Annotated in this window: 17 protein-coding genes; 12 read left to right on the forward strand and 5 right to left on the reverse strand. The window is 54.6% G+C overall.

The features are described from left to right. Positions 1-68: 68 nt before the first annotated feature. Positions 69-659 (reverse strand): TetR/AcrR family transcriptional regulator, encoded by a 591-nt coding sequence (locus FJ695_RS21995; RefSeq protein WP_141187432.1) that lies wholly within the window; start codon positions 657-659, stop codon positions 69-71. 127 nt (positions 660-786) lie between these two features. Between FJ695_RS21995 and FJ695_RS22000 the strand changes: the two genes are divergently transcribed. From FJ695_RS22000 to FJ695_RS22015, 4 genes are all read left to right on the forward strand, one after another. Continuing rightward, the gene (locus FJ695_RS22000; RefSeq protein WP_141187433.1) at positions 787-1734 is read left to right on the forward strand and encodes an alpha/beta hydrolase; all 948 of its coding nucleotides are present in this window, start codon (positions 787-789) and stop codon (positions 1732-1734) included. A gap of 71 nt (positions 1735-1805) precedes the next feature. Further along, positions 1806-2294, forward strand: coding sequence for a DUF2255 family protein (locus FJ695_RS22005; RefSeq protein ID WP_168206453.1), 489 nt, complete (start codon positions 1806-1808; stop codon positions 2292-2294). 135 nt (positions 2295-2429) lie between these two features. Continuing rightward, positions 2430-2813, forward strand: coding sequence for a nuclear transport factor 2 family protein (locus FJ695_RS22010; protein WP_141187435.1), 384 nt, complete (start codon positions 2430-2432; stop codon positions 2811-2813). Positions 2814-3623: 810 nt separating this feature from the next. Further along, positions 3624-4388 carry a DUF3750 domain-containing protein gene (locus FJ695_RS22015; RefSeq protein WP_141187436.1) on the forward strand — a complete coding sequence of 255 codons (765 nt, stop codon included), beginning with the start codon at positions 3624-3626 and terminating at the stop codon, positions 4386-4388. Positions 4389-4681: 293 nt separating this feature from the next. Here the strand turns inward: FJ695_RS22015 and FJ695_RS22020 are convergent, their stop codons facing one another. Beyond that, positions 4682-6679 (reverse strand): mechanosensitive ion channel family protein, encoded by a 1998-nt coding sequence (locus FJ695_RS22020; protein WP_141187437.1) that lies wholly within the window; start codon positions 6677-6679, stop codon positions 4682-4684. Positions 6680-6796: 117 nt separating this feature from the next. Next, on the reverse strand, positions 6797-7750 hold the full coding sequence (locus tag FJ695_RS22025; protein ID WP_168206454.1) for an AraC family transcriptional regulator: 954 nt from the start codon (positions 7748-7750) through the stop codon (positions 6797-6799). Positions 7751-7948: 198 nt separating this feature from the next. Between FJ695_RS22025 and FJ695_RS22030 the strand changes: the two genes are divergently transcribed. The 6 genes from FJ695_RS22030 (at position 7949) to FJ695_RS22055 (ending at position 14003) form a co-directional block, all read left to right on the forward strand. Next, complete coding sequence (locus FJ695_RS22030; protein WP_141187439.1) at positions 7949-9319, forward strand: amidohydrolase family protein; 1371 nt, start codon at positions 7949-7951, stop codon at positions 9317-9319. A 59-nt stretch (positions 9320-9378) separates the two neighbouring features. Beyond that, positions 9379-10767, forward strand: a complete 1389-nt coding sequence (locus FJ695_RS22035) for an amidohydrolase family protein (RefSeq protein WP_209010773.1) — start codon at positions 9379-9381, stop codon at positions 10765-10767. A gap of 25 nt (positions 10768-10792) precedes the next feature. Then, the gene (locus FJ695_RS22040; protein WP_141187440.1) at positions 10793-11560 is read left to right on the forward strand and encodes a DUF3299 domain-containing protein; all 768 of its coding nucleotides are present in this window, start codon (positions 10793-10795) and stop codon (positions 11558-11560) included. 131 nt (positions 11561-11691) lie between these two features. Further along, positions 11692-12783: a carbohydrate porin gene (locus FJ695_RS22045; protein ID WP_209010774.1), complete on the forward strand. Its 1092-nt coding sequence runs from the start codon at positions 11692-11694 to the stop codon at positions 12781-12783. Positions 12784-12897: 114 nt separating this feature from the next. Beyond that, positions 12898-13740, forward strand: a complete 843-nt coding sequence (locus FJ695_RS22050; protein WP_168206455.1) for an MORN repeat-containing protein — start codon at positions 12898-12900, stop codon at positions 13738-13740. Beyond that, the gene (locus tag FJ695_RS22055; RefSeq protein WP_141187442.1) at positions 13737-14003 is read left to right on the forward strand and encodes a glycine zipper family protein; all 267 of its coding nucleotides are present in this window, start codon (positions 13737-13739) and stop codon (positions 14001-14003) included. Before FJ695_RS22050 ends, FJ695_RS22055 begins: the two co-directional genes overlap by 4 nt. Before the next feature lie 167 nt (positions 14004-14170). Here the strand turns inward: FJ695_RS22055 and FJ695_RS22060 are convergent, their stop codons facing one another. Next, positions 14171-15310: an alpha/beta hydrolase gene (locus FJ695_RS22060; protein WP_168206456.1), complete on the reverse strand. Its 1140-nt coding sequence runs from the start codon at positions 15308-15310 to the stop codon at positions 14171-14173. A 795-nt stretch (positions 15311-16105) separates the two neighbouring features. Here FJ695_RS22060 and FJ695_RS22065 point away from each other — a divergent pair. Next, entirely contained in the window at positions 16106-16360 is a 255-nt protein-coding gene (locus FJ695_RS22065; protein ID WP_141187444.1) for a hypothetical protein, read from the forward strand. A gap of 376 nt (positions 16361-16736) precedes the next feature. Here FJ695_RS22065 and FJ695_RS22070 read toward each other — a convergent pair whose 3' ends face one another. Then, on the reverse strand, positions 16737-17240 hold the full coding sequence (locus tag FJ695_RS22070; RefSeq protein ID WP_141187445.1) for a hypothetical protein: 504 nt from the start codon (positions 17238-17240) through the stop codon (positions 16737-16739). Between the two features lie 878 nt (positions 17241-18118). On the opposite strand from FJ695_RS22070, the gene FJ695_RS22075 reads away from it, so the two are divergent. Further along, on the forward strand, positions 18119-19039 hold the full coding sequence (locus FJ695_RS22075; protein ID WP_141187446.1) for a hypothetical protein: 921 nt from the start codon (positions 18119-18121) through the stop codon (positions 19037-19039). Positions 19040-19066: the final 27 nt, after the last annotated feature.

The following is a 19066-nucleotide window of genomic DNA, read 5'->3' on the forward strand; positions in this document are numbered from 1 at the left end:
TCCTGTATTCGTAGCGGATTGCACAGATCGCCGTTCGGTGGAGCGAGGTCACCAACCGCTTTCACGTATCAAACGTCCGTTTTGTAATAACTCAAGAACATCGATACGCAATCTTCCATCACACCATCTGCGGCGGGGTTATCGCCAAGCAGAAACTCTGGCCAGAAGAAGAAGGTCTTCACCAGGCCCAGCAGCTGGTTCGCTGCATAGACCGAGTCTGCCTTTCGCAAGACACCCGCTTCCATAGCCTCTGCAATCAGATTGGTGATGGGATAGTCATGGGTCGCAAACTCGGCAAAAAAGGCCCGTGAGCGATCCAGATCGCGAAGCAATTCCGCGATCACCATGCGATTGAGCCCGATCGCCTCCGGCTCTGTGATAACGCCCACATAACGCTCAAGCGCTGTCACCAGCTGTCGGTCCAATGGCAGATCAGGATCATACCCAACCGGCGCCATGGCCGAATTGCGCTCAATCATGATTTTGGAGATTTCCTGGAAGAGCGCCTCCTTGTTTTCGAAATGCTTGTAGAGCGTGCGGCTGGAAACATCGGCGCGTTTGGCAATTCGCATGATGTTGGCGCCGAGAAACCCCTGCTCCCGGAACTCTTCAACGGCCGCCTCGATAATATTTTTTCTTTTGATTTCAGTTAGTTTCACTGATTCAGCCCTTAAACGATCGAAAAAAGTAAAAACTTCTCTTTACTTTTTATGAGTTGTGCATAAATGTAAAACGCAGATTTTACATTGCAAGCTAAAACGCTACTCGATCGGAAAGAACCGAAAAATGACAAACCAAACTCTCACTGTCGGCAAGAACGCTGTCACTTTCAAATCCTTTGGCGTCGACCTGGCCGGCGACCTCTATTTGCCCGAAGGGTTCGATCCGTCCAAAACCTACAAGGCCATCGTGGGCGCCAGCCCGTTCCCGCAGGTCAAGGAGCAGATCCCGGCAACCTACGGCCCGGAAATGGCCGCGCGCGGATTCATCTACCTGGGCTTTGACTACCTGGGCATGGGCGACTCCCCGGCGTTGCCAGGAGAGTTTAAACAGTCACGTTACAACTTCAGGCTGATAGAAAACACCTGGGACGCGGTCTCCTATCTGGGCACGCTGCCTTTCGTTGAAGAGATCTACGGGCTGGGGGTCTGCCAGGGTGGCGCGACCATTGCTTCGGCGGCCGTGACCGATCACCGCATCAAAAAGATCGCCCTGGTTTCGGGCATGATGGCAGCGGATGCATTCCAATGGACCGACCGCGATATGGCCAATCAGGTTATCACGGCTTCGAATGCGTCGATGCAGAAGATGTGTGAAACCGGAGAGCCGGATTACGTCGCGCCCTTCGGCCTGAATGACGAAATGTCCCGCGAAGAGTTCGTCAGCGCGGCTGCTTACCCAGCGATGGCCGGCGAGACCTATGACTACTACGGTCGCGACGGCGTCAAAGGGCCGGTTGCGGTTCCCAATTATACCAACATGCATATCGGCGATCAGCCCATGCAGTCGTTGTTCTCAATCGGCGAAGCCTATGCCGACAAGATCGTGCAGCCCACATTGACCATCTACGGTACAAGCGCCTCAACGGCGATCTGCTCGACAGCCTTTGTCGCAAAGCTAACCAACGAGCATGAGGAACTGGCCTTTGACGAATTCGGGCACGTGGACTTCTACTACAAACCAGAAGCCGTAAAAGCATCCACCGACGCTGCAGCCGAGTTCTTCAACCGATAAGCCGATCAGCTGGAGGCCATCCGGTGGCCTCCAGCCTGAAACCCTATGAAAATTAAATGCGATCGTCAGCTATGAAACGTCTAAACCCCTTGGAATTGATGGTTGATTTGCCCAAGCTGTTTGTAAGGCAGACAATTCAACCATTGCGCCTGTCCTTCCGAAAACCCTTGACGCAGCCTGAAACGCAGGCTGATTTGGCAAAGTTGGTTGATCATGCACTTGCCCATGAAATTCGTGCCGGGTTCACACACCGCTTCATAACTTTATTGTTCGTGACAGTGGATGAGCGTGTGTTTTGTCGACGTTATCAATATACCGAACCATCATGGCATGGTGTTTTCCTCAACGATCCGGCTGGACAGGTAAAACTCGACAAAACCGTCGTAACCATAAATGCGCATGTACCAAACGACTTGGCCAGCATACTTCCGGCAATTGATGCGGCCTATGCTGGTAAGCTTGAACAGCTTGGTGCTCGATTTTTGTTGGATGGGGCGATCGAACCAAGAGCCCAGCAGAGCACTTTGGAGTTGAAGCTAGCAAGAAAAATATCTGGCTGATCCAAAGTCAGACATTCACACTCCAAAATGAAACGGCAAGATGAATTCTTTGCGCTTTTCCAGCCGTTATTGCCGGAAGTTATCTTTGAATTGCAGCGTTCATCGCGGCTATTACACAGGAGCTAAAACAACCTCATGAGCGCATCTGATCTTTGTAATGCTTATCTCGAAGCTCTGAACAGATCCGATCTGGACGCTGTTCAAGCCATGTTCCCTACTGACGGAACGGTGGTCTCGCCGCTTTACGGGGAGCAAAACGCACACGAATTCTATGCACGGCTCTTTTCCGACACGAGCAATTCAAAAACAACGTTGCTGAATGTTTTTGCCAAATCAGAAGACAGCAATTCCGTCGCACTGCACTTCAAGTACGACTGGACATTAGCGAACGGAAAGCTGGTTGATTTCGAATGCGTCGATGTTTTCGAACTCACCAAGGATCGAACGAAGTTCCAAAAACTGACGATCATCTATGACACAGCGCCCTTGCGCGAGGATTTTGAGCGTCTGAAAACCTAGAAAAACAGGACCGCTCCGCACGAGCGCTTTGTAAATCCATTGAAGAGATGTTCGGGGCGTGCTGAGACGTTTTCAAATGTCATCAGGATACTTCGGTCATGCTGCAGCAAACCACTCGCTCATTGATCAATTTTCCAAATTGGATGCGAAGCTTGCGCGAGGTCCAACAACCGTAAGCAGAGACAAACCCGTTTCTGGCCAAGGCCATCGAAGACAAGAAGATGGTAAGTCATCGGATCGATCATTACATGAACGGTGGCCTCCTGTGCAGTTGGGCTTTGGTGGCCGATCCAGAACCCGGATCCGAGTATTCTCTACTACGAATTCTTTATCCTGATGTTCATAGGTTTGGGTTGGCTTCAGCTTCGGCTAGCAAAAGTCGGCTAGCCGAACATACAATCTAGGGAATGTCTGCTATCGCCGTTCTTTGGCTCTTAAGCAAACAGTCTGCTTCCGGACCCAGTCCCGTCATTTGACTTTACAGCAGCAAAGATCCGCTTCCCGCCCTTTCCCGAATTGTCGAAATCGGCCCAGAACCGGCATTGCGGTCGATGGAAACCTATGTCCGCTTTTACGCCGATTAATAGCAACGAACTCCTTGGATTGAGCAATCCGCTTCGCATCGAAGTGCCAACCCTCTTCGGAACCGGTTTCCTTTGGCGATTGGGATTTTTGCCGAAATCCAATGTGTCTACGGCCGATCTCTAAATCAGCTGAAACAACCACTTTCGCAGGAATTTGATTAGCTTTCGAAATAACTGGTTGGGAAGATGGTGCCACCAACCGATAGAACGGAACACTGGACAACCAATGCGTTGGATCTTGATCTGGAGTGCGGGATTCGTGCTCCTCAATCTTGGCCTCGGCCTCATTGCGCTCTTGTCGGGCGTGCAAACGACATCCGCACATTGGAGCACCGCCAGTCGGGCGCCGCTCGGCATTGCGCCTGATCCGCGAAACGAACGGCAAGCCATCATCCAGGTCTATGCTGCAAGGGCCTTTAGCTGGCGGGGCTATTTCGGGATCCACAGCTGGATATCCATAAAGGAGCCAGAGGCTGCGCACTTCACCACATACGAAGTCACAGGTTGGCGGGTGCGCCATGGCGGGAAAGCCGTATCCTCTTCTCGCCGCGCTCCGGACAGTCGTTGGTTCGGCGCAGAGCCTCGATTGATTGCCGAGTTTCGCGGTCAGGAAGCCGAAGCCGCGATTCCAAAGCTGCTGGAGGCCATCCGCCACTACCGCCACGATGATGAGTATACTGTATGGCCGGGTCCCAACTCTAACACATTCATCGCTCACCTTGGCCGGGTCGCGCCCGAGCTGAGACTGGACTTGCCGCCGACGGCGGTTGGTAAAGACTTTCTGAAGACAGGCCTGTGGGCCAAAGCGCCGAGCGGCACAGGATATCAGCTCTCTCTTTTGGGCCTTCTGGGGGTGTTGGTTGCCTGGGAAGAAGGGATTGAGATTAATCTACTCGGTCTTACTTATGGTGTTGACACAAAAGACCTTTCTATAAAGCTTCCGATGGTTGGCCGTGTGGAGCTTTCGCCACCCCGCTCTCCCGAAGCCTGAATTCGACCACAGTTCCTGCGAGCATCTGGGAACGCGGGACAAGTCTTTCGCCACTATCGGCCCATTGCAGACCATTAATAATAACTTGGCGAGGGTCCGTTCCGGTTCCAACAAAGATAGTGCTGTGTGGTATCCAGATCGCCGGTTTTCCTGCCCGTCTCGCCCTGCCTTGCGGCGCGATAGGGCAATTGGTTAAACGCCCCAATTCGGGAGAGGGGGCGAGCCCCTGGCCAACGTCACACGGCCGGTGCAAAAAGCGATGCGGCAACATCGCCCGCCTCCGACGCACTAAATCAATCCCGGGCAGGTGTTTTGTTGTCTTCTTCCTCGCTGGGGTTCTCATCAAGATCTTCGCCCGGGACCGGATCAGCCGACAGTCTTTCAGCGCCTGGCACGCTTTCCAGATCCTCATGGCCAGCTTCGGGCGAGCCCCTCGGTGGATAGTCCAGCGTGTCGTTCAACTGGTCGAGCCTTTCGGGCGCAAATCTCGGGAAAGGCAGTTTCCTGGACCGGCGCCAGGCTTTTACGCGCTGTTCGGCCTTTTGACCCGTCTCAGTGTCGAGACCATCGTCCTTGCCCATGTAGATCGTCTGCGAGGGAAAGGCGAAGCCCGTCCCGGCCTCGGTGACCAGGTCATAAATGCGAAGGAAAACATCCTCACGAATCGCAAAGTAGTCATTCCATTCCCGGGTCTTGGCGTAAATCCGGATGGTGATGTTGAGCGCACTGTCGCCGTACCCGGAAAACCGAACACGAACGGTCTCGTTGTTGATGCGTGGATGGCCATGCAGCATCTCGCGCATCTTTGCCAGCAAATACCTCAGCTGATCGGGCGTTGTCTCGTAGCGCACCCCAATGGTTTCGTCGATCAGCATCTCGTCGCAGCGCGCCCAATTGACAATCTGCATGTCAGCAAACTGGGCATTTGGTACCGAGATGAGTGTTCGATCGAGGCTGCGCAGCTGGGTTGAGCGGACGCCGATGGCTTCGACCGTGCCCATTCTTTCGCCAAAACTGCAAAAATCGCCGACACGAACGGGTTTGTCGATGTAGAGGATCATGCCGCCAATCAGGTTCTCCAGTGTTGGCCGGATGGCAAGGGCAACGGCAATGCCACCAATGCCCAGACCGGCAAGCACGCTCACAATCGGTAAACCGATTGCCTGTCCGCCATAGGCCATGACGATGGTGACACCGACGATGCCGATCAGGCGCGCAACGAGACGCAGGAGGTTGGCGTCAAGGCTCTCCTCCGAAATGCGTGGTGATCGGATGATCCATTCGAACACGAACTGAACTGCGAGCCAAAACAGCCAGGCGAACGCCAAAAAGATCAGCAGTGTCGCGCCCGTATCGATCACCGCGGAGAAACGGCCGGAGGTATTGATCTGACGATCGACAAACGGAATCAGCAAGGCGACCGCAAACAGGATCGAAACCGGACGGATCAGCCTCAAGAAGACGGCGCCTGTCCGGGATTTGGGCTCCATGAAGGACAGCTGGCGGTGAAGCGCCGCAAGCAGAAGGGCCAATACAAGTGTTACCGCGGTGGTGGCGACAACCTTCCAGACGGGTGTATCAAGCCACAAGGTCCGCAAACTCCGCGGCATCGCCTGGATCACCGACACCGGTATCAAGGGGCCGGTCATCTGTGGCAGCGATGCGCTCCAGCTCCCGATCCCGAGGGCAGACCGCAGCGGCATGTCCCTGATGCTTTGATAGAACCGGGGCGCGACGCGAACCGTGCGGGCGTTGAACAGGAACTCACCCTCCCGATCGCCTTCTCCAATCCTGGTAATCCGTATCGGCGTCCCAGGAATGCGATATTGGGCAAAACCCTCATCCCTAAAGGCATCTTCATCCGGTATGTCTTCAAGGTCCGGCAACGCCACGCGGCCGAAAATATCAAGAAGATACCCCACCGTTTCGCTTCCCGTTTCCTCACGAGAGGTTCGGGGCACTGAACTCAGATCGATGAGCGCCCTGAGCTGATCCCCAATGAGAGGAAACCGGGCGGCGTTTTGGAAAGACTGGTTTGCGCGATAGTCCAGCAACGCTTGTTCACCGTCATCCCGGAGGCGGATGAAGGTTTCCAGGGTATCGCGCGGGCTGTCCGTGCGCACCGGCTGTCTCTCTTGCCCGGCATCCACGGTGGAGGTTGCTTCTGCACCCGCAACACCGGTTATTTCCTGCGCCGTCGCCGAGGGCAGGACCGGCGCGGCCATCAGGGCAAACAGCATGGTTCGTTGCAATGCGGTCCGAAGCAAATGAAAGGTTATCTTTGCAGTCATGCAGTCCCCAACCGCAGTCGCAAGTGCGCGTAAGTGATGTAACAGACATCGGGATAATCTAAATGTCTTTTGCTCAAGCTATCTAGCCACAAGTGGCGTGTCATGATGCCTTGCGCATCAACACGATCTCCGGAAGGCGCGGGGCGTCACCCCCACCTTCGACTTGAAGAATCTCGTGAAATTACCGGCTTCGGCAAAGCCAAGCCGTGTGCCGATTCGGGAAACACTATCGTCGGTGTTCAACAGCAGCTCCTTCGCCATTTGAATACGAAGTGATTGTATCACCTTCTGAAAAGTGGTGTCTTCGCTTTTAAGGGCGGCATCCAGATCTGTCGTTGAAATGCCCAGCCGCTCCGCCACAACCAGTCTTGCATCGCGTTTTTCAAGTTCGAAAATATCTGAGGAAACGTTCTGGATTGCCAACACAGTTGACGGTGTGTCCAAGACAACCGGACCTTTCTTAGGCGGCAATCCGAATTCGTGGAAGCTTGCATGGAGCCATTCGGTCGGGAAAATAAGGCTCGTTTCACCGGGCGGGCACCGGCTAATCGAAACGCCCATATATCCGGACGGTATGGCATCCAGGTACGCGGTCTTGTAGTGCAGCAACTTTGGATCCCAAACTTCGGCATCGATCTGGCGAAACAGTCTGATGAGCGTTGCCAAACCGAACCCGTCGACTTGATCAGGAGGGTTGCCGCTCACGGTTTTACGCACGGCGCGATACGCCGACGCACTTGACCCGACCTCAAGAACATGGGTTGTGGACGATCCCATCTTCTTAATCGACTCGATCAGCTGGATCAGGACTTCTGACAGGACATTTGCGTTGCGGCTGGCCTCCGCCCAATGCGGCCAGCTCAGGACGTTGAACTGCTCGCCAACGTGAACGCCGAGATAAGGATCGCCGGCTTCAATGGCCAATTTGTGGATCAGACCATAGACCACCTCGGCATGCACAAGCCGTTTTGCATCCCTCACGTCCTGTTCTCGCAAGCCAATGTTTCTGAAAACCTTTTCTGAATCGGCACCGCGTTGTTTTGCGAGCTTCAAAAAAGGTTCGACGGTCATGAGTCTCACCAAAGGTTCCGTTGGCGAGGCTGCCGGTCCGGCTGTGCGCACTTCTTCGTTCATGGGTTGAGACTATACGTCTTCGCCGCTTCAAAATGATCATTTTTTGTACTTCGGCCTGCTCAAATCACTTCAAACGGATAATTTTCCGAGCCGGTCGCATGTTAGCGTCGTAAGTCATTTGGGAGCGCTTACATAATGAAACGACTTCTTGCAGCCTTGGCGATGACATTCACGGCAACCGGTGTGGTGGCCCAGGACGATCCCGCACAGACGCTCTTCACCAACGTCCACATCTTTGACGGTGTGAACGAAGCGCGGATCGAAAACGCCAACGTTCTGGTCGAGGGCAACCTGATCAAGACCGTCTCGACCGAGGCGATCGACGCGCCGGGCGCGACCGTGATCGACGGCAAAGGCGGCACGCTGATGCCCGGTTTCATCGATACGCATGTTCACTTTGCTTTGACCGGCAAGGATGTCTCGACCGTCGCAAGCGGCATGACGTGGGAGGATATTGCCCTTGGCCAGGCTGCAATGGCGAACATGTACCTCAACGAAGGTTTCACCACCGTGCGCGACGCAGGCGCCGCAAACGCGGGACTGCGCCGCTCGATCGACGGAGGGTTTTTGCCCGGCCCGCGGTTCTACAGTTCTGGAGCATTCATCAGCGCGCGCGGCGGCCATGGAGACATTATGCCGTACAACTCCACGCCATATGCCGCAACAAACGCGGACTTGTTGAACATGACGGCCATCGTAGCCGGTGCGGACGACGTGCTGATGCGCGCGCGCAACAACTTCAGAATGGGTGCAACGCAGATCAAGGTGATTCAGACCGGCGGTGTGGCCACGTTGTTTGATCCTTGGCAATTGATGGGAATGACCGAGGCAGAACTTGCCGCAGCGGTTGAAGTTGCCGACGCCTATGGAAGCTACGTGATGGCCCACTCTTATACGAAAGAGGCCATCATGCTCGCGTTGGAAATGGGTGTTAAGTCATGTGAGCACTGCTTCGCGTTCGATGAAGATATCGCCAAGTTGATGAAGGAAAAAGGCGCCTACATGACGACCAACATGACAGCGTTCTCACCGCTGCTGGCAGACTCCACGGCCTTGGCTGATCCAATAACCAAGGCCAAATTCGCATCGTGGGGCAAGACGTCTGCAGGATTCATTGACAACGTGAAGAAGTACAAGCCTAAGCGTGCCTTCCAGACAGACTGCGTTGGAGAAATGCGTGGATGCCAGGCTCAAAATGCCTACGAGAAATATCTCGGCGGTGAGTTCTTCGGCACCTATGAGACGTTGAAGTCGATGACCTCTGTCGCTGGCGAACTGGTCGCGCTGAGCGGTGAGGTTCTCAATCCTTATCTCGAAGGCCAGCTGGGTGTGATCGAAGAAGGCGCCTACGCTGACATCCTCGTCATTGAAGGCAATCCGCTCGAGGACCTCGCCCTAATTGGGGCACATCCCGACTGGTTTGGTGCCGAGTATCGCCCGGATGGTGTGGAGACCATCAAGGTGATCATGAAGGACGGCGATATCTACAAGAACACGCTGAACTAAAGAGTGGCAGCCGCCGCCCACCGGTGGTCGCCTGATTTCACATGCAAGGGAGAAGCAGAATGAGCATCATGCAATGGGCGAAACCGGCGCTGGCTGTCGCGGCCCTTTGGCTGAGCGCTGTGTCCGCACAGGCGCAGGACGCGCCCGCCCAGACGCTGTTTACCAACGTCCATATCTTTGACGGTGTGAACGAGGCGCGGATCGAAAACGCTCACGTTCTGGTCGAGGGCAACCTGATCAAGACCGTCTCGACTGAGGCCATCGACGCGCCGGGCGCCACCGTAATCGACGGCGGCGGCGGCACGCTGATGCCCGGCATGATTGAAGGACACGCGCACGTTGCTCTGAACGGTCCGGATATCAAGGTCATGACGGCGGATATGACCTGGGAGGAGTTGGCTATCGGCTCGGTCGGCGTGCTGGAAATGTACCTGAAAGAAGGCTTCACCACCGTGCGCGACATGGGCGGCGCCGGTGGCGGGTTGCGCCGCGCCAGGGACGCCGGGCAGTTCGTCGGCCCGCGGTTTTATCCCGCCGGCGCTTTCATCGGCACGGTTGGCGGTCACGGGGATTTTGCCTTCTACAGCTCGCTCCCTGGGGACCCGTCAAACTTCACACGCTTGAACATGATGGCAATCGTGGCCGGTGATGCGCAAATGCTCACTGCGGCGCGCATGAACTTCAGAATGGGCGCAACGCATATCAAGCTGATGCTGACCGGCGGTGTCGCCAGCTTGTACGATCCCTGGCAACTCATGGGCATGACCGTGGGAGAAATCGAAGCCGCGGTTGAAGTTGCCGAGGCCTACGGGAGCTACGCAGGTGCCCACATGTATGAGAAGGAAGCCATCATGCGCGGGATCAGAGCAGGCGTAAAAACCTGTGAGCATTGTTTCATGTTCGATGGTGAGGTCGCCGCGTTGATGGAGGAAAAGGGCGCCTATATGACGACAAACCTCACGGCGTTCTCTCCTCTTCTTGCACAAACCTCAATGTTGGCTGATCCAAGAAATCAGCGCAAATTCGCTTCGTTCAGCAAGGCGGCGACAGGGTACTTCGACATGGTCAACAAGTATAAGCCCAAGCGCGGTTTCATTACGGATTGCGGCGGACCAGCGCCTGTATGCCAGCAACAGGTTGCCTACGAAAAGTTCCTCGGCGGAGAGTTCTTTGGCAACTTTGAAACGCTGAAGTCACTGACTTCCACCAATGGTGAAATCATGGCGCTGAGCGGCGATTTCATCAATCCCTATCCGGAGGGCAAACTGGGCGTGATCGAAGAAGGCGCCTACGCCGATATATTGGTGGTTGATGGCAACCCGCTGGAAGACCTGTCCGTTATCGGCGCCAACTCCGTGTGGTTTGAAGCCGAGTATCGCCCGGATGGGGTGGAAACCATCAAGGTGATCATGATGGACGGCGAGATCATCAAGAACACCCTGAATTAACCGCGTCACGACAAGGACTGCCATCATGATCAGGTTGATACCCATAAATGGTGTAAAAAAACTGCTCATAGCAGCGGCTGGACTGTGGCTTGCGACAGGCTTGACCTGGGCGACCGAAGTCTCGTGGGAGGATTTACCCGACGCGTCCGTACAGGAGTATGACGATCCCTATCGGGACCTCACATACGATCAAATCGACAGTTTGCGCACGATCGCGCAATTGCGCGAACGACTAAATGGACCGGCATCACCGGGCCTTGCAAATGGTGACCTGACAAACCAGCTCACCAAGGCGCTCCAGGAATGGAAAACGGCCGGCATTGACCCTGATTGGCTGATTGACCAGCGGTGGGTGGTGGCCGAACGGCGCAAGCAGGCTGCAACAGCGGGGAACCCGGCGCTGGATGGCACAGAGGCAACGCTTTCCGGATTTGTGATCCCGGCCCCACCCGATGCCGACGGTCAATTCACCGCCTATCTGGTCCCGGAACGCGGCATGTGCAGCCACATGCCCCCGCCACCGCCGAACCAGCTTCTGCGGCTGGTTTTTGACGAGGCCTGGTACCCGCGGTTCATCTACGAGCCGATCAAGGTCAGCGGCCTTCTGGGAATCGCGCCGACGCAAAGATCTATCCGCGTTGTTGACGGTCCCGTCGTTATGGCCTCGACGTTCAGTCTCGAGGTTGCAAGTCTTGATTCTCTGCGAGCGCAATCCGGCACCGCGACCGAACGTCAACCCTGGCCGCTGAGGCCGCATTGGCAGGGTGGTCAGGCTGGAACAGGCCGCCCTTGAGGACGAATGTGCGACTGGCCGCGAGATTATGGGGCTGCACGGCGTTTCTTTTTCTGCTCGCGTTGGGTTCGGCTCAGGCGCAGGAGCAGAGTGGCGCGAGTCTTGGAGGGCCGAGTTCTGTTGGTGCGAATTTGTCGGACGGTGACGGCCTTACCGACCCGCAATTCCGATCCCGTTTTCCGCAGAACCTGGTTCCGCAATGGTTCGCGCTGAAAGACAGCTTGAAGGCGTCTGCGAACATCGACTTCAAGATCGACTATCTCAGCCTCGGGCAATGGTCGAACACGGATGTTGGACAGGGTCACGCCGCAGGCGGCATGGCCCGGATTTATGGGACCTGGCAGGCCTTCGAACACGGCGGACTGACAGCCAAGCTGGAACACCGCACGGCCTATACTTCTGTGGCGCCGCAGTTTTTCGGGTTCGACAGTGGGGCGCAATCCATTACCGGAACGGCGTTCAACGACATCCAGTTGGCGCTGACAAACCTGTTCTGGACGCAGCGGGCTGAAAGCGGTGCCTGGACCGTGCAGGTCGGCCAAATCGATGTGACCGATTTTGTTGATGTTTACGGTCTCGTCAGCCCCTACACAGCCTTTCAGAACCTGGCTTTCAACACCAACCCGACGATCAATGCACCGAACCAGGGCCTCGGGATTGCCGGCGGTGTCCGCCTGCATCAGAACCTCTATGCGATCGCCAGCATCGCAGATGCAAACGGGGACCCGACCCAACCGAATTTCGATGTTTTCAAAGACGGTGAAACGTTCAAGAGCTTTGAAATCGGCTACATGAGCAGTCAGGATCGGATCTATTTTGACAACATCCACCTGACCGTCTGGCAGAGTGACGGGGCCGACGACGGGTCACGCAAAGACGACTGGGGTGTCGCCGGGTCTGCAAGCTGGTTTTTCGACAATCGCTGGATGCCGTTTCTGCGGGCCGGTTTTTCTCAAGGAAAGGCCGCGCTTTACAAGAAAACCGTTTCGGCCGGGTTGGGGCTGTACACACGGGAAACGGATCTCTTCGGCGTTGGTTTGAACTGGTCGGACCCGGGCGATGCTTTTGACAAGGACCAGTACACAGCGGAGATCTTTTACCGCTTTACGGTGTCACCCAACTTCGCAATCACGCCAAGTGTCCAGTTCATCGCAAACCCTGCGCTCAATCCGGATCAAGATGGTCTGGCGCTCTTTGGTCTGAGAGGGCGCGTGGCTCTCTGAAGTATTCGCAGTCTGCGCTTGATGAAGAGATCTGCATGGCCGCTCTGCTATTTCGGCCCATACCCAAGGCGGCTTTATCGGGAACAGGCTGCTCCGCGATCAAGGGGGAAAGTAATGAAATCACTTATGATCTCAACCGGACTGGCGGTGCTCGCTGCGGCCTTCAGTTTACCAGTGCATGCGCAGGACTATTGGCTGTCGGATCAGATCACGGATTGCGAGATTTGGAGCGCTGATCAGCCGGAAGACGGTGAAATGGCCTCCTGGACGGGCGCCTGCCTGGATGGCAAGGCCCAAGGATCGGGCACACTGCTGTTCTGGGATAAAAACGGCGTTTCCGCGCGCTACACGGGCGAAATGCGTGATGGCAAGATCCATGGCCAGGGAACGGTTGAAATGCGCGCTGAAGGCGGCGACGGCTATGACAACTACACGGGAGCCTTTGAGGGTGGCCGACCGGTCGGTGAAGGGGTTCTGGTGTCGGCTTCTGGGTATCGTTTTGACGGCGAACTGATTGACGGGGTCCATCATGGCCGCGGCAAGCTCACCACGCCCGAGGGCTGGATGGTGCGCGGAGAAATCAAAGACGGGAAAGTCATTGGAGAGGGACTGGCATATTATCAGGATGAAAACAGCGACCTCTATTTCGGGGATATAGAAAACTCGCAGAGACAAGGGATCGGCATTCTTCTGATGCAGTCGGATGACGCTTATATCGGGGAGTTTCATCAGGGGGCCCCGCATGGAAATGGCATTTTTGAGGGCGCCAACGGGTATCTCTATGTCGGGCAATACGAAAACGGCAAACCAAACGGCATGGGCACGGCCATCGACACCGAGCGAACTTCTTATCAAGGTCATTTCATCGATGGCACACTCGACGGGCAAGTGCTTGTGACCACCGCAGACGGACAGCAGACAGTTGAAACCTGGGTGCAAGGGAGGAAGATGCAATGACCAAAGATCCTGTTTTCCAGAACACACTCAAGGCGGCTGTCTTTATCATGGGCAGCGCATTGATACTGCTCCAGTTTCAACCGGCCTCTGCGGGGCCGGTTATGCGGAACACCGCAAAGGGTGCGATTGCGGGCGGCGTGGTTGGTGCCATTGTCGGCGATTCAGCAAGTGGAGCGCGCGTCGGTGCGACGGTCGGCGCGGTCAAGGGGGTGAAGGAGCGGCGGGATCGCCGACGGGCCCGGGTCAATGCGCGGCGGCCATAGAAGGAGGCGATCCAAGGAGTGCGAACAGCACCAGCCTCGCAAGGCCTGATTGTCCCACTCCCGTGGACACTGGCGCCGATGGCCGCCCCACAGGTGTTCAGCTCCCGAACCTTGGCCGCAGCCCGATTCATTCCAATTTGAATCCCAAGGTTGAACCCTTGCCCCGTCTACTGAAGGCCAACACTCCGCGGCTGGCCGCCAAAAATGGTGATGGGCACATTTGCAATGCTTTGAACAACATTGGCGGGCACGTTTGATGCGGTCGTGCTTGTTTCAAAATGGCTGCCGCTTTCAAGATGCCTGCCGATCAGCTGGACCACCTCCGGAACGTCTGCAAACTTGGAGTGGTGTATGCTCGACGTGTCCTTGACCTCACTCAGGTCAACAACGGTGACCCCAAGGTCTGCAAGTCTTTCCGGATCGGCGTCCCCCACACGGGGCACATCGCCTGCCAGGAATTTCGAGATGCCCAGTGCCTTGTCATTCGCCGAAATCAGGACATAGAAATTGCGCTGGGACCGGGGAATTCCCTTCAGCTGGGTCTCGAACAGATTCACGTCAATATCTGGGGAGGCCAGGATAATGTCGCGGAACTTTCGGCTGGCGTTGAACCTGCCCTGAAGCGAGGCCTGACGCATGACCTCCATGGTCAGGAAATTGCCCATTGAATGCGCAACAAAGTCCACCCCGGAAGGGGAGGCTTCCAGGATGAGCAGGCCTGCCTCAATCAGCTTGTCCCGGGCTATCAGGACGCTGTTGAGGTCATAAACATAGTCGAAGTTGCTCCCGCGTGATGCCCAGCTGAAGACGACCGGGACACCGGTAAACCCGCTGTCATGGGCAAATTGCGCCGCCCGGAGCACCGCTTCGGTGAGGGTGGTGTTGAACCCATGAACAAACAGAAGGACATCCCGGTTTGCGGGCGGCCTGCTCCTGAGTTCGCGGCTCAATCTGTTCACAAAGGGTTTCGACCCAGAAAATACCGTCGGATCGACGATCGCAAACTCGGAGCGCGGGTCTGCCGGCGCGCGTTCCGGGCGCTCTATGGCCCCCGTCTTGTGATCCGGCGGGATTGTCACCGTGAACCGGGCGAAACCGAGTTCCGCCCCGCGCTCTCCTGAGAAAAGCAGACCGGCTTCATCTGTGGCTTGTCGGCTCGTTGCAACATAAACGACCTGTTTCGTCAGCCCCTCGACCGCCTCAAGATCTACTCGCGGATCCACTTGACCAATGATGGCGTCCGTAGGACCAGCACAGGCGGTCAGAATCGCAAGCAAAAACGATACTGTAAACACTGTTCGGAACAATCGACCCACCCTAGAACGATTATGGAGTTTGTGCCTAGCATAAGGCCCATTCTGTTGCAATTTTTCGCCATTTTGGCGCGCCTCCATCAAGCTATGGCGGCCGCAAACAAAATCCAGCCGAGCAGAGCACTTTTGGTTTCAGCTGCCGTGCCATTGGCCACGGAGACCTGGACCACGCCCTGGAGTCGTTTAGCGCTCGTCTTCAAGGTGAGGGGGGACCACTGCCCGGGGATAACATCAGCGTCTGCCTTGAGCGGCGCATAGTGTTAAACTTGAAGGCCGGACTGTTCCTCACAACAGACATTTGTGTCGCCTGCGGCGAAGGTCGGGTTTCCGCCCATCTTAAGAACTAGCTGCGCCTCAAAAGAATGTCTACTTTCGGACGCAGTCTTCAATGCGGTGAAAGACCGATGTAGCGGCCCGCTGTAGACTGGCAGCTTAGACCATGATCAGCCTGTCAAGAAACGGACTATCATGTCCGAAAAAACAGCACTTAAAAGCAATCGACAGATAATATTGGCTGTCTCCAGCGCTGTGGTGCTCGAGTACAGTTCACTCGGCACTTCAAATATGTGGAACTAGCTTTGGTTCCCTGAAACGGGCTCCGAAAAATGACCGTTCCAGACCGCTCTAGATCTTCACAAAAGTTACTGACAGGGTAAGGGATACGCTGCGACCGTTTCGCTTATGCGAAGCGAAAGCGGCGTCAGCGTACACCTCCCCTGCCTGTTTGTAAAAGAAACGGGCTGTTTGTAAACGAACCCACTGTGGATATCCGAAATCGTGGAAGGTGGTATGGGCGGAGCCCATTTGATGGCAATGGCAACAGGGTCATTGGCGCGGCGGGACACATTCCGAAATGCTATAGACGAATTGAACGGTATCGTGAAAATAAGGGGTTTTGACAATATCGAGTTAGGCTGCGTCTGTTGCCCAATGGACCAAAAAGCGACCTTCGCGTTTATTCGGCTGGATGAACTGGTCCAATCCATGGAGGCGAAATGGGTACTGCTGGATGCCGATGTTCGCCGTGAAGGATATGGCCACTAAGTTTTGAAGCCAGCCCGTTAAGCTGAGGACAGCATGTATGCTGCAATCGAGCCCAGAGGCGGATGATGAATGGTTGGCGGTATATGAATTGATTGGCGACAAAGGCCAAGGAGTCAGGTGCCGAATGCGCACCCGCCCCTTCAGCCGGTCTCAGGCACCCTATCTTCAGATGGTGAGGAAATACCGTATTAAGCCAGAGAGCTAAAGGGAATGCCGTGCGCGAAGACGAGCGCCGACAAACACGGCCTTGTCCGTATCACTTTGAGGTGTTTTCAGCTCAGAAGATCGTCACCCGAGACATGTTCATAGCGTATCAGGGCGAGATGTATCTACCTGCGATGCTGGCTGAGAATGAAGAGGTGATGCTGGCGACGGGTTAGTTGAGGAATATTTTCACTAAAGCAATGGTGGCAATAATCAGGCCTGCCGCGGCAAGGAAAGGCACAAGCAGAGTTAGCATTTCAATATGTCGGGTTTCATTATTTGCCATGCGGATATCTTCAAAAAGCCTACAGAATTCCGCTTGTCTTTTTTTGCAAATTGGATTTGTCTTTGTGTTTCTAGTCGCTTCGATTTCGGCAATGTATGCCTCTGCTCCAACACGAGGATTTGTCTTTGTGTCTCTGACCGCTTCGATTTCGGCTATATATGCTTTTGCTTCAGCACAAGGCTCAAGCTTAAGCTTGTAGCGGTATCCCGGATACTGCTTTATCACGTCTGCCATGCCACATTTCACAAACTTTGTGAGGTGACCCCGAACAGTTCTATTGGCAACATTAGTTTTTTCCGCAAGGTCTTTTGCCGTTATCCATCTACCGCAGCCTTTCAGAGCCAGAAATACTTTTACTTCGTGCTCACTAATCAAACCATGTGGCATCATTCTGTTTCCCACTGAAGCCACACAGCCCTTCACGTCCAACTTAGTTAGCTTGATCCATTTTCTAGGACTATAAGTCAGGCTGTCTGGCTCGCCACGCTTCCGGATCGGCCAGAAACGCTTTTACGTCGCTGAGTCTCCAGTAAACGCGAGCTTTTGCTCCCGCACCGTAACGAAACCCCTTCGGGAAGAGCCCTTTACGCTCCATAGTCCGCAAAGTGGTCGGATTGCACCTTAAGATCGAGCAAACTTCCGATTTTTTCAGAAGCTGATGATCCATGACGAACTTGGTATTCGAAAGCCCATTTGCGCTATCCGAATATGCGGCTGCACTTGAAGCAGAAGTTTCATGTGTGTTCATTTTTGTAAGTACCCGGACAATTAGTGTTGCCCGTACCGCGCCGTACCAAATGCGAGAGATAAACAGTATTATCTGATCGACTTATGAGGGTTATTATTTATTCGACGAATAGAGTCAATATATATTTTTCTCATTCTAATATTTTTCAATAACTACACTCTCTCCAAAATTATAACGGGCACTTCGATAAATCGGATACTTTAAAATACCCGATATTTAGGAATACCCGGTATTTTTAAATACCGGTTATTACTTAAAGTTTATTCTGAATATATTACTCATCCTGTGGCTGATTGATCGATTGGGAAGCTTGCAATTTCATCCGCATCGGAGATTTAAAGCAGCCAAAACCGTTCGCGTTGAAAGCAAGGCTGGTTGCACAGAAACAATCCCCACGTTTGGCTAATCCAGGCTGGAACCAGCCCCACCGTCGCTGACAACACTCCTGAAACTTCCCAATGGCATTGATCACTCGAAAACATCTGACAACGGTGTCAGCAGAACTCTTTCCGCGCTTCGAATGCAGGAAATCCGGCAGGTCAGTTTTGCGTTTTCCGAGAATTCAGGTTTCTCGGGATTTCAGGCAGTCTCCAATATGCCAACACACAAAGTGTTTAACTTATTTTTGGTTAATGTTATAGTGCTGTCAGATATTCAGGCACTTGCTGGGGGAAAAATGGGCGGAATTGACAATGAAAAACGCGGCCCGGGCAAACCAACGAAGTATTTTCCTGGATACTGCAAAGAAGTTATCACAATGGGCCTGAGGGGTTATAGCGTTGTTCAAATGGCCTCTGCTTTTGGGGTTGCGCGCTCAACTTTGATTGGATGGCGCGCCCAGCATGAAGACTTCGACGCTGCCGTGGAGTTGGCCTTAACTCATGCTCAAGCTGCTTGGGAAAAAATCGGCTTCGAAAGTCTTCACCGTAAAGACTTCCAAGGTGCGTCATACGTGAAGTTGATGCAAGCTCGATTTCGTGCCGATTACACTGAACGCGCAGAAATCAGTGGCCCAGACGGTGGCCCTATCGCACGTGTCACCCACATCGAGCTGGTCGCAAAGGACTTTCCGCCTGACCATCCGTCTCGACTTGAGGGCGAAACGCGCCGGGCCCCTTGCATGATAGATGTTCCGTCCACTGCAGTGAAAGCTCCAGACTTGACAGAATTTGCGGCAGCTGATGCATGCGCAAACGTTAAAAACGAACCAGAGGCCACCAGATCAGATGCCGAGTTACTTCGCCTGTACGATGATGACCCGGATATTACTGATGAATTGTCCGGCGAGGAAAGAGACAATCTAACCCGTGCCATAGTCCACGAAGCTGAAGAAAAACGCCTCGCTGCCGAGCAGGCAGAACGAATACGTGTGGCTGAGCAAACACAGCGGCGCCTCCATCTGCCGCCCAATATTGGCGCACGTAAGAGAGCCTTTAAATGACCAAGGATAAGATTATCCAAATCGATA

This window comes from Labrenzia sp. PHM005, from assembly GCF_006517275.1.
Classification (GTDB): Bacteria; Pseudomonadota; Alphaproteobacteria; order Rhizobiales; family Stappiaceae; genus Roseibium.

What these genes read in the sequence shown, in the direction of transcription:
- FJ695_RS22005 (WP_168206453.1), top strand. Translation starts at nt 1,806, where the DNA reads ATGAAACGTCTAAACCCCTTGGAATTGATGGTTGATTTGCCCAAGCTG.
- FJ695_RS22025 (WP_168206454.1), bottom strand. Translation starts at nt 7,750, where the DNA reads ATGACCGTCGAACCTTTTTTGAAGCTCGCAAAACAACGCGGTGCCGAT.
- FJ695_RS22020 (WP_141187437.1), bottom strand. Translation starts at nt 6,679, where the DNA reads ATGACTGCAAAGATAACCTTTCATTTGCTTCGGACCGCATTGCAACGA.
- FJ695_RS22075 (WP_141187446.1), top strand. Translation starts at nt 18,119, where the DNA reads ATGCAGGAAATCCGGCAGGTCAGTTTTGCGTTTTCCGAGAATTCAGGT.
- FJ695_RS22015 (WP_141187436.1), top strand. Translation starts at nt 3,624, where the DNA reads ATGCGTTGGATCTTGATCTGGAGTGCGGGATTCGTGCTCCTCAATCTT.
- FJ695_RS22050 (WP_168206455.1), top strand. Translation starts at nt 12,898, where the DNA reads ATGAAATCACTTATGATCTCAACCGGACTGGCGGTGCTCGCTGCGGCC.
- FJ695_RS22055 (WP_141187442.1), top strand. Translation starts at nt 13,737, where the DNA reads ATGACCAAAGATCCTGTTTTCCAGAACACACTCAAGGCGGCTGTCTTT.
- FJ695_RS22065 (WP_141187444.1), top strand. Translation starts at nt 16,106, where the DNA reads ATGGGCGGAGCCCATTTGATGGCAATGGCAACAGGGTCATTGGCGCGG.
- FJ695_RS22035 (WP_209010773.1), top strand. Translation starts at nt 9,379, where the DNA reads ATGAGCATCATGCAATGGGCGAAACCGGCGCTGGCTGTCGCGGCCCTT.
- FJ695_RS22030 (WP_141187439.1), top strand. Translation starts at nt 7,949, where the DNA reads ATGAAACGACTTCTTGCAGCCTTGGCGATGACATTCACGGCAACCGGT.
- FJ695_RS22070 (WP_141187445.1), bottom strand. Translation starts at nt 17,240, where the DNA reads ATGATGCCACATGGTTTGATTAGTGAGCACGAAGTAAAAGTATTTCTG.
- FJ695_RS22040 (WP_141187440.1), top strand. Translation starts at nt 10,793, where the DNA reads ATGATCAGGTTGATACCCATAAATGGTGTAAAAAAACTGCTCATAGCA.
- FJ695_RS22000 (WP_141187433.1), top strand. Translation starts at nt 787, where the DNA reads ATGACAAACCAAACTCTCACTGTCGGCAAGAACGCTGTCACTTTCAAA.
- FJ695_RS22010 (WP_141187435.1), top strand. Translation starts at nt 2,430, where the DNA reads ATGAGCGCATCTGATCTTTGTAATGCTTATCTCGAAGCTCTGAACAGA.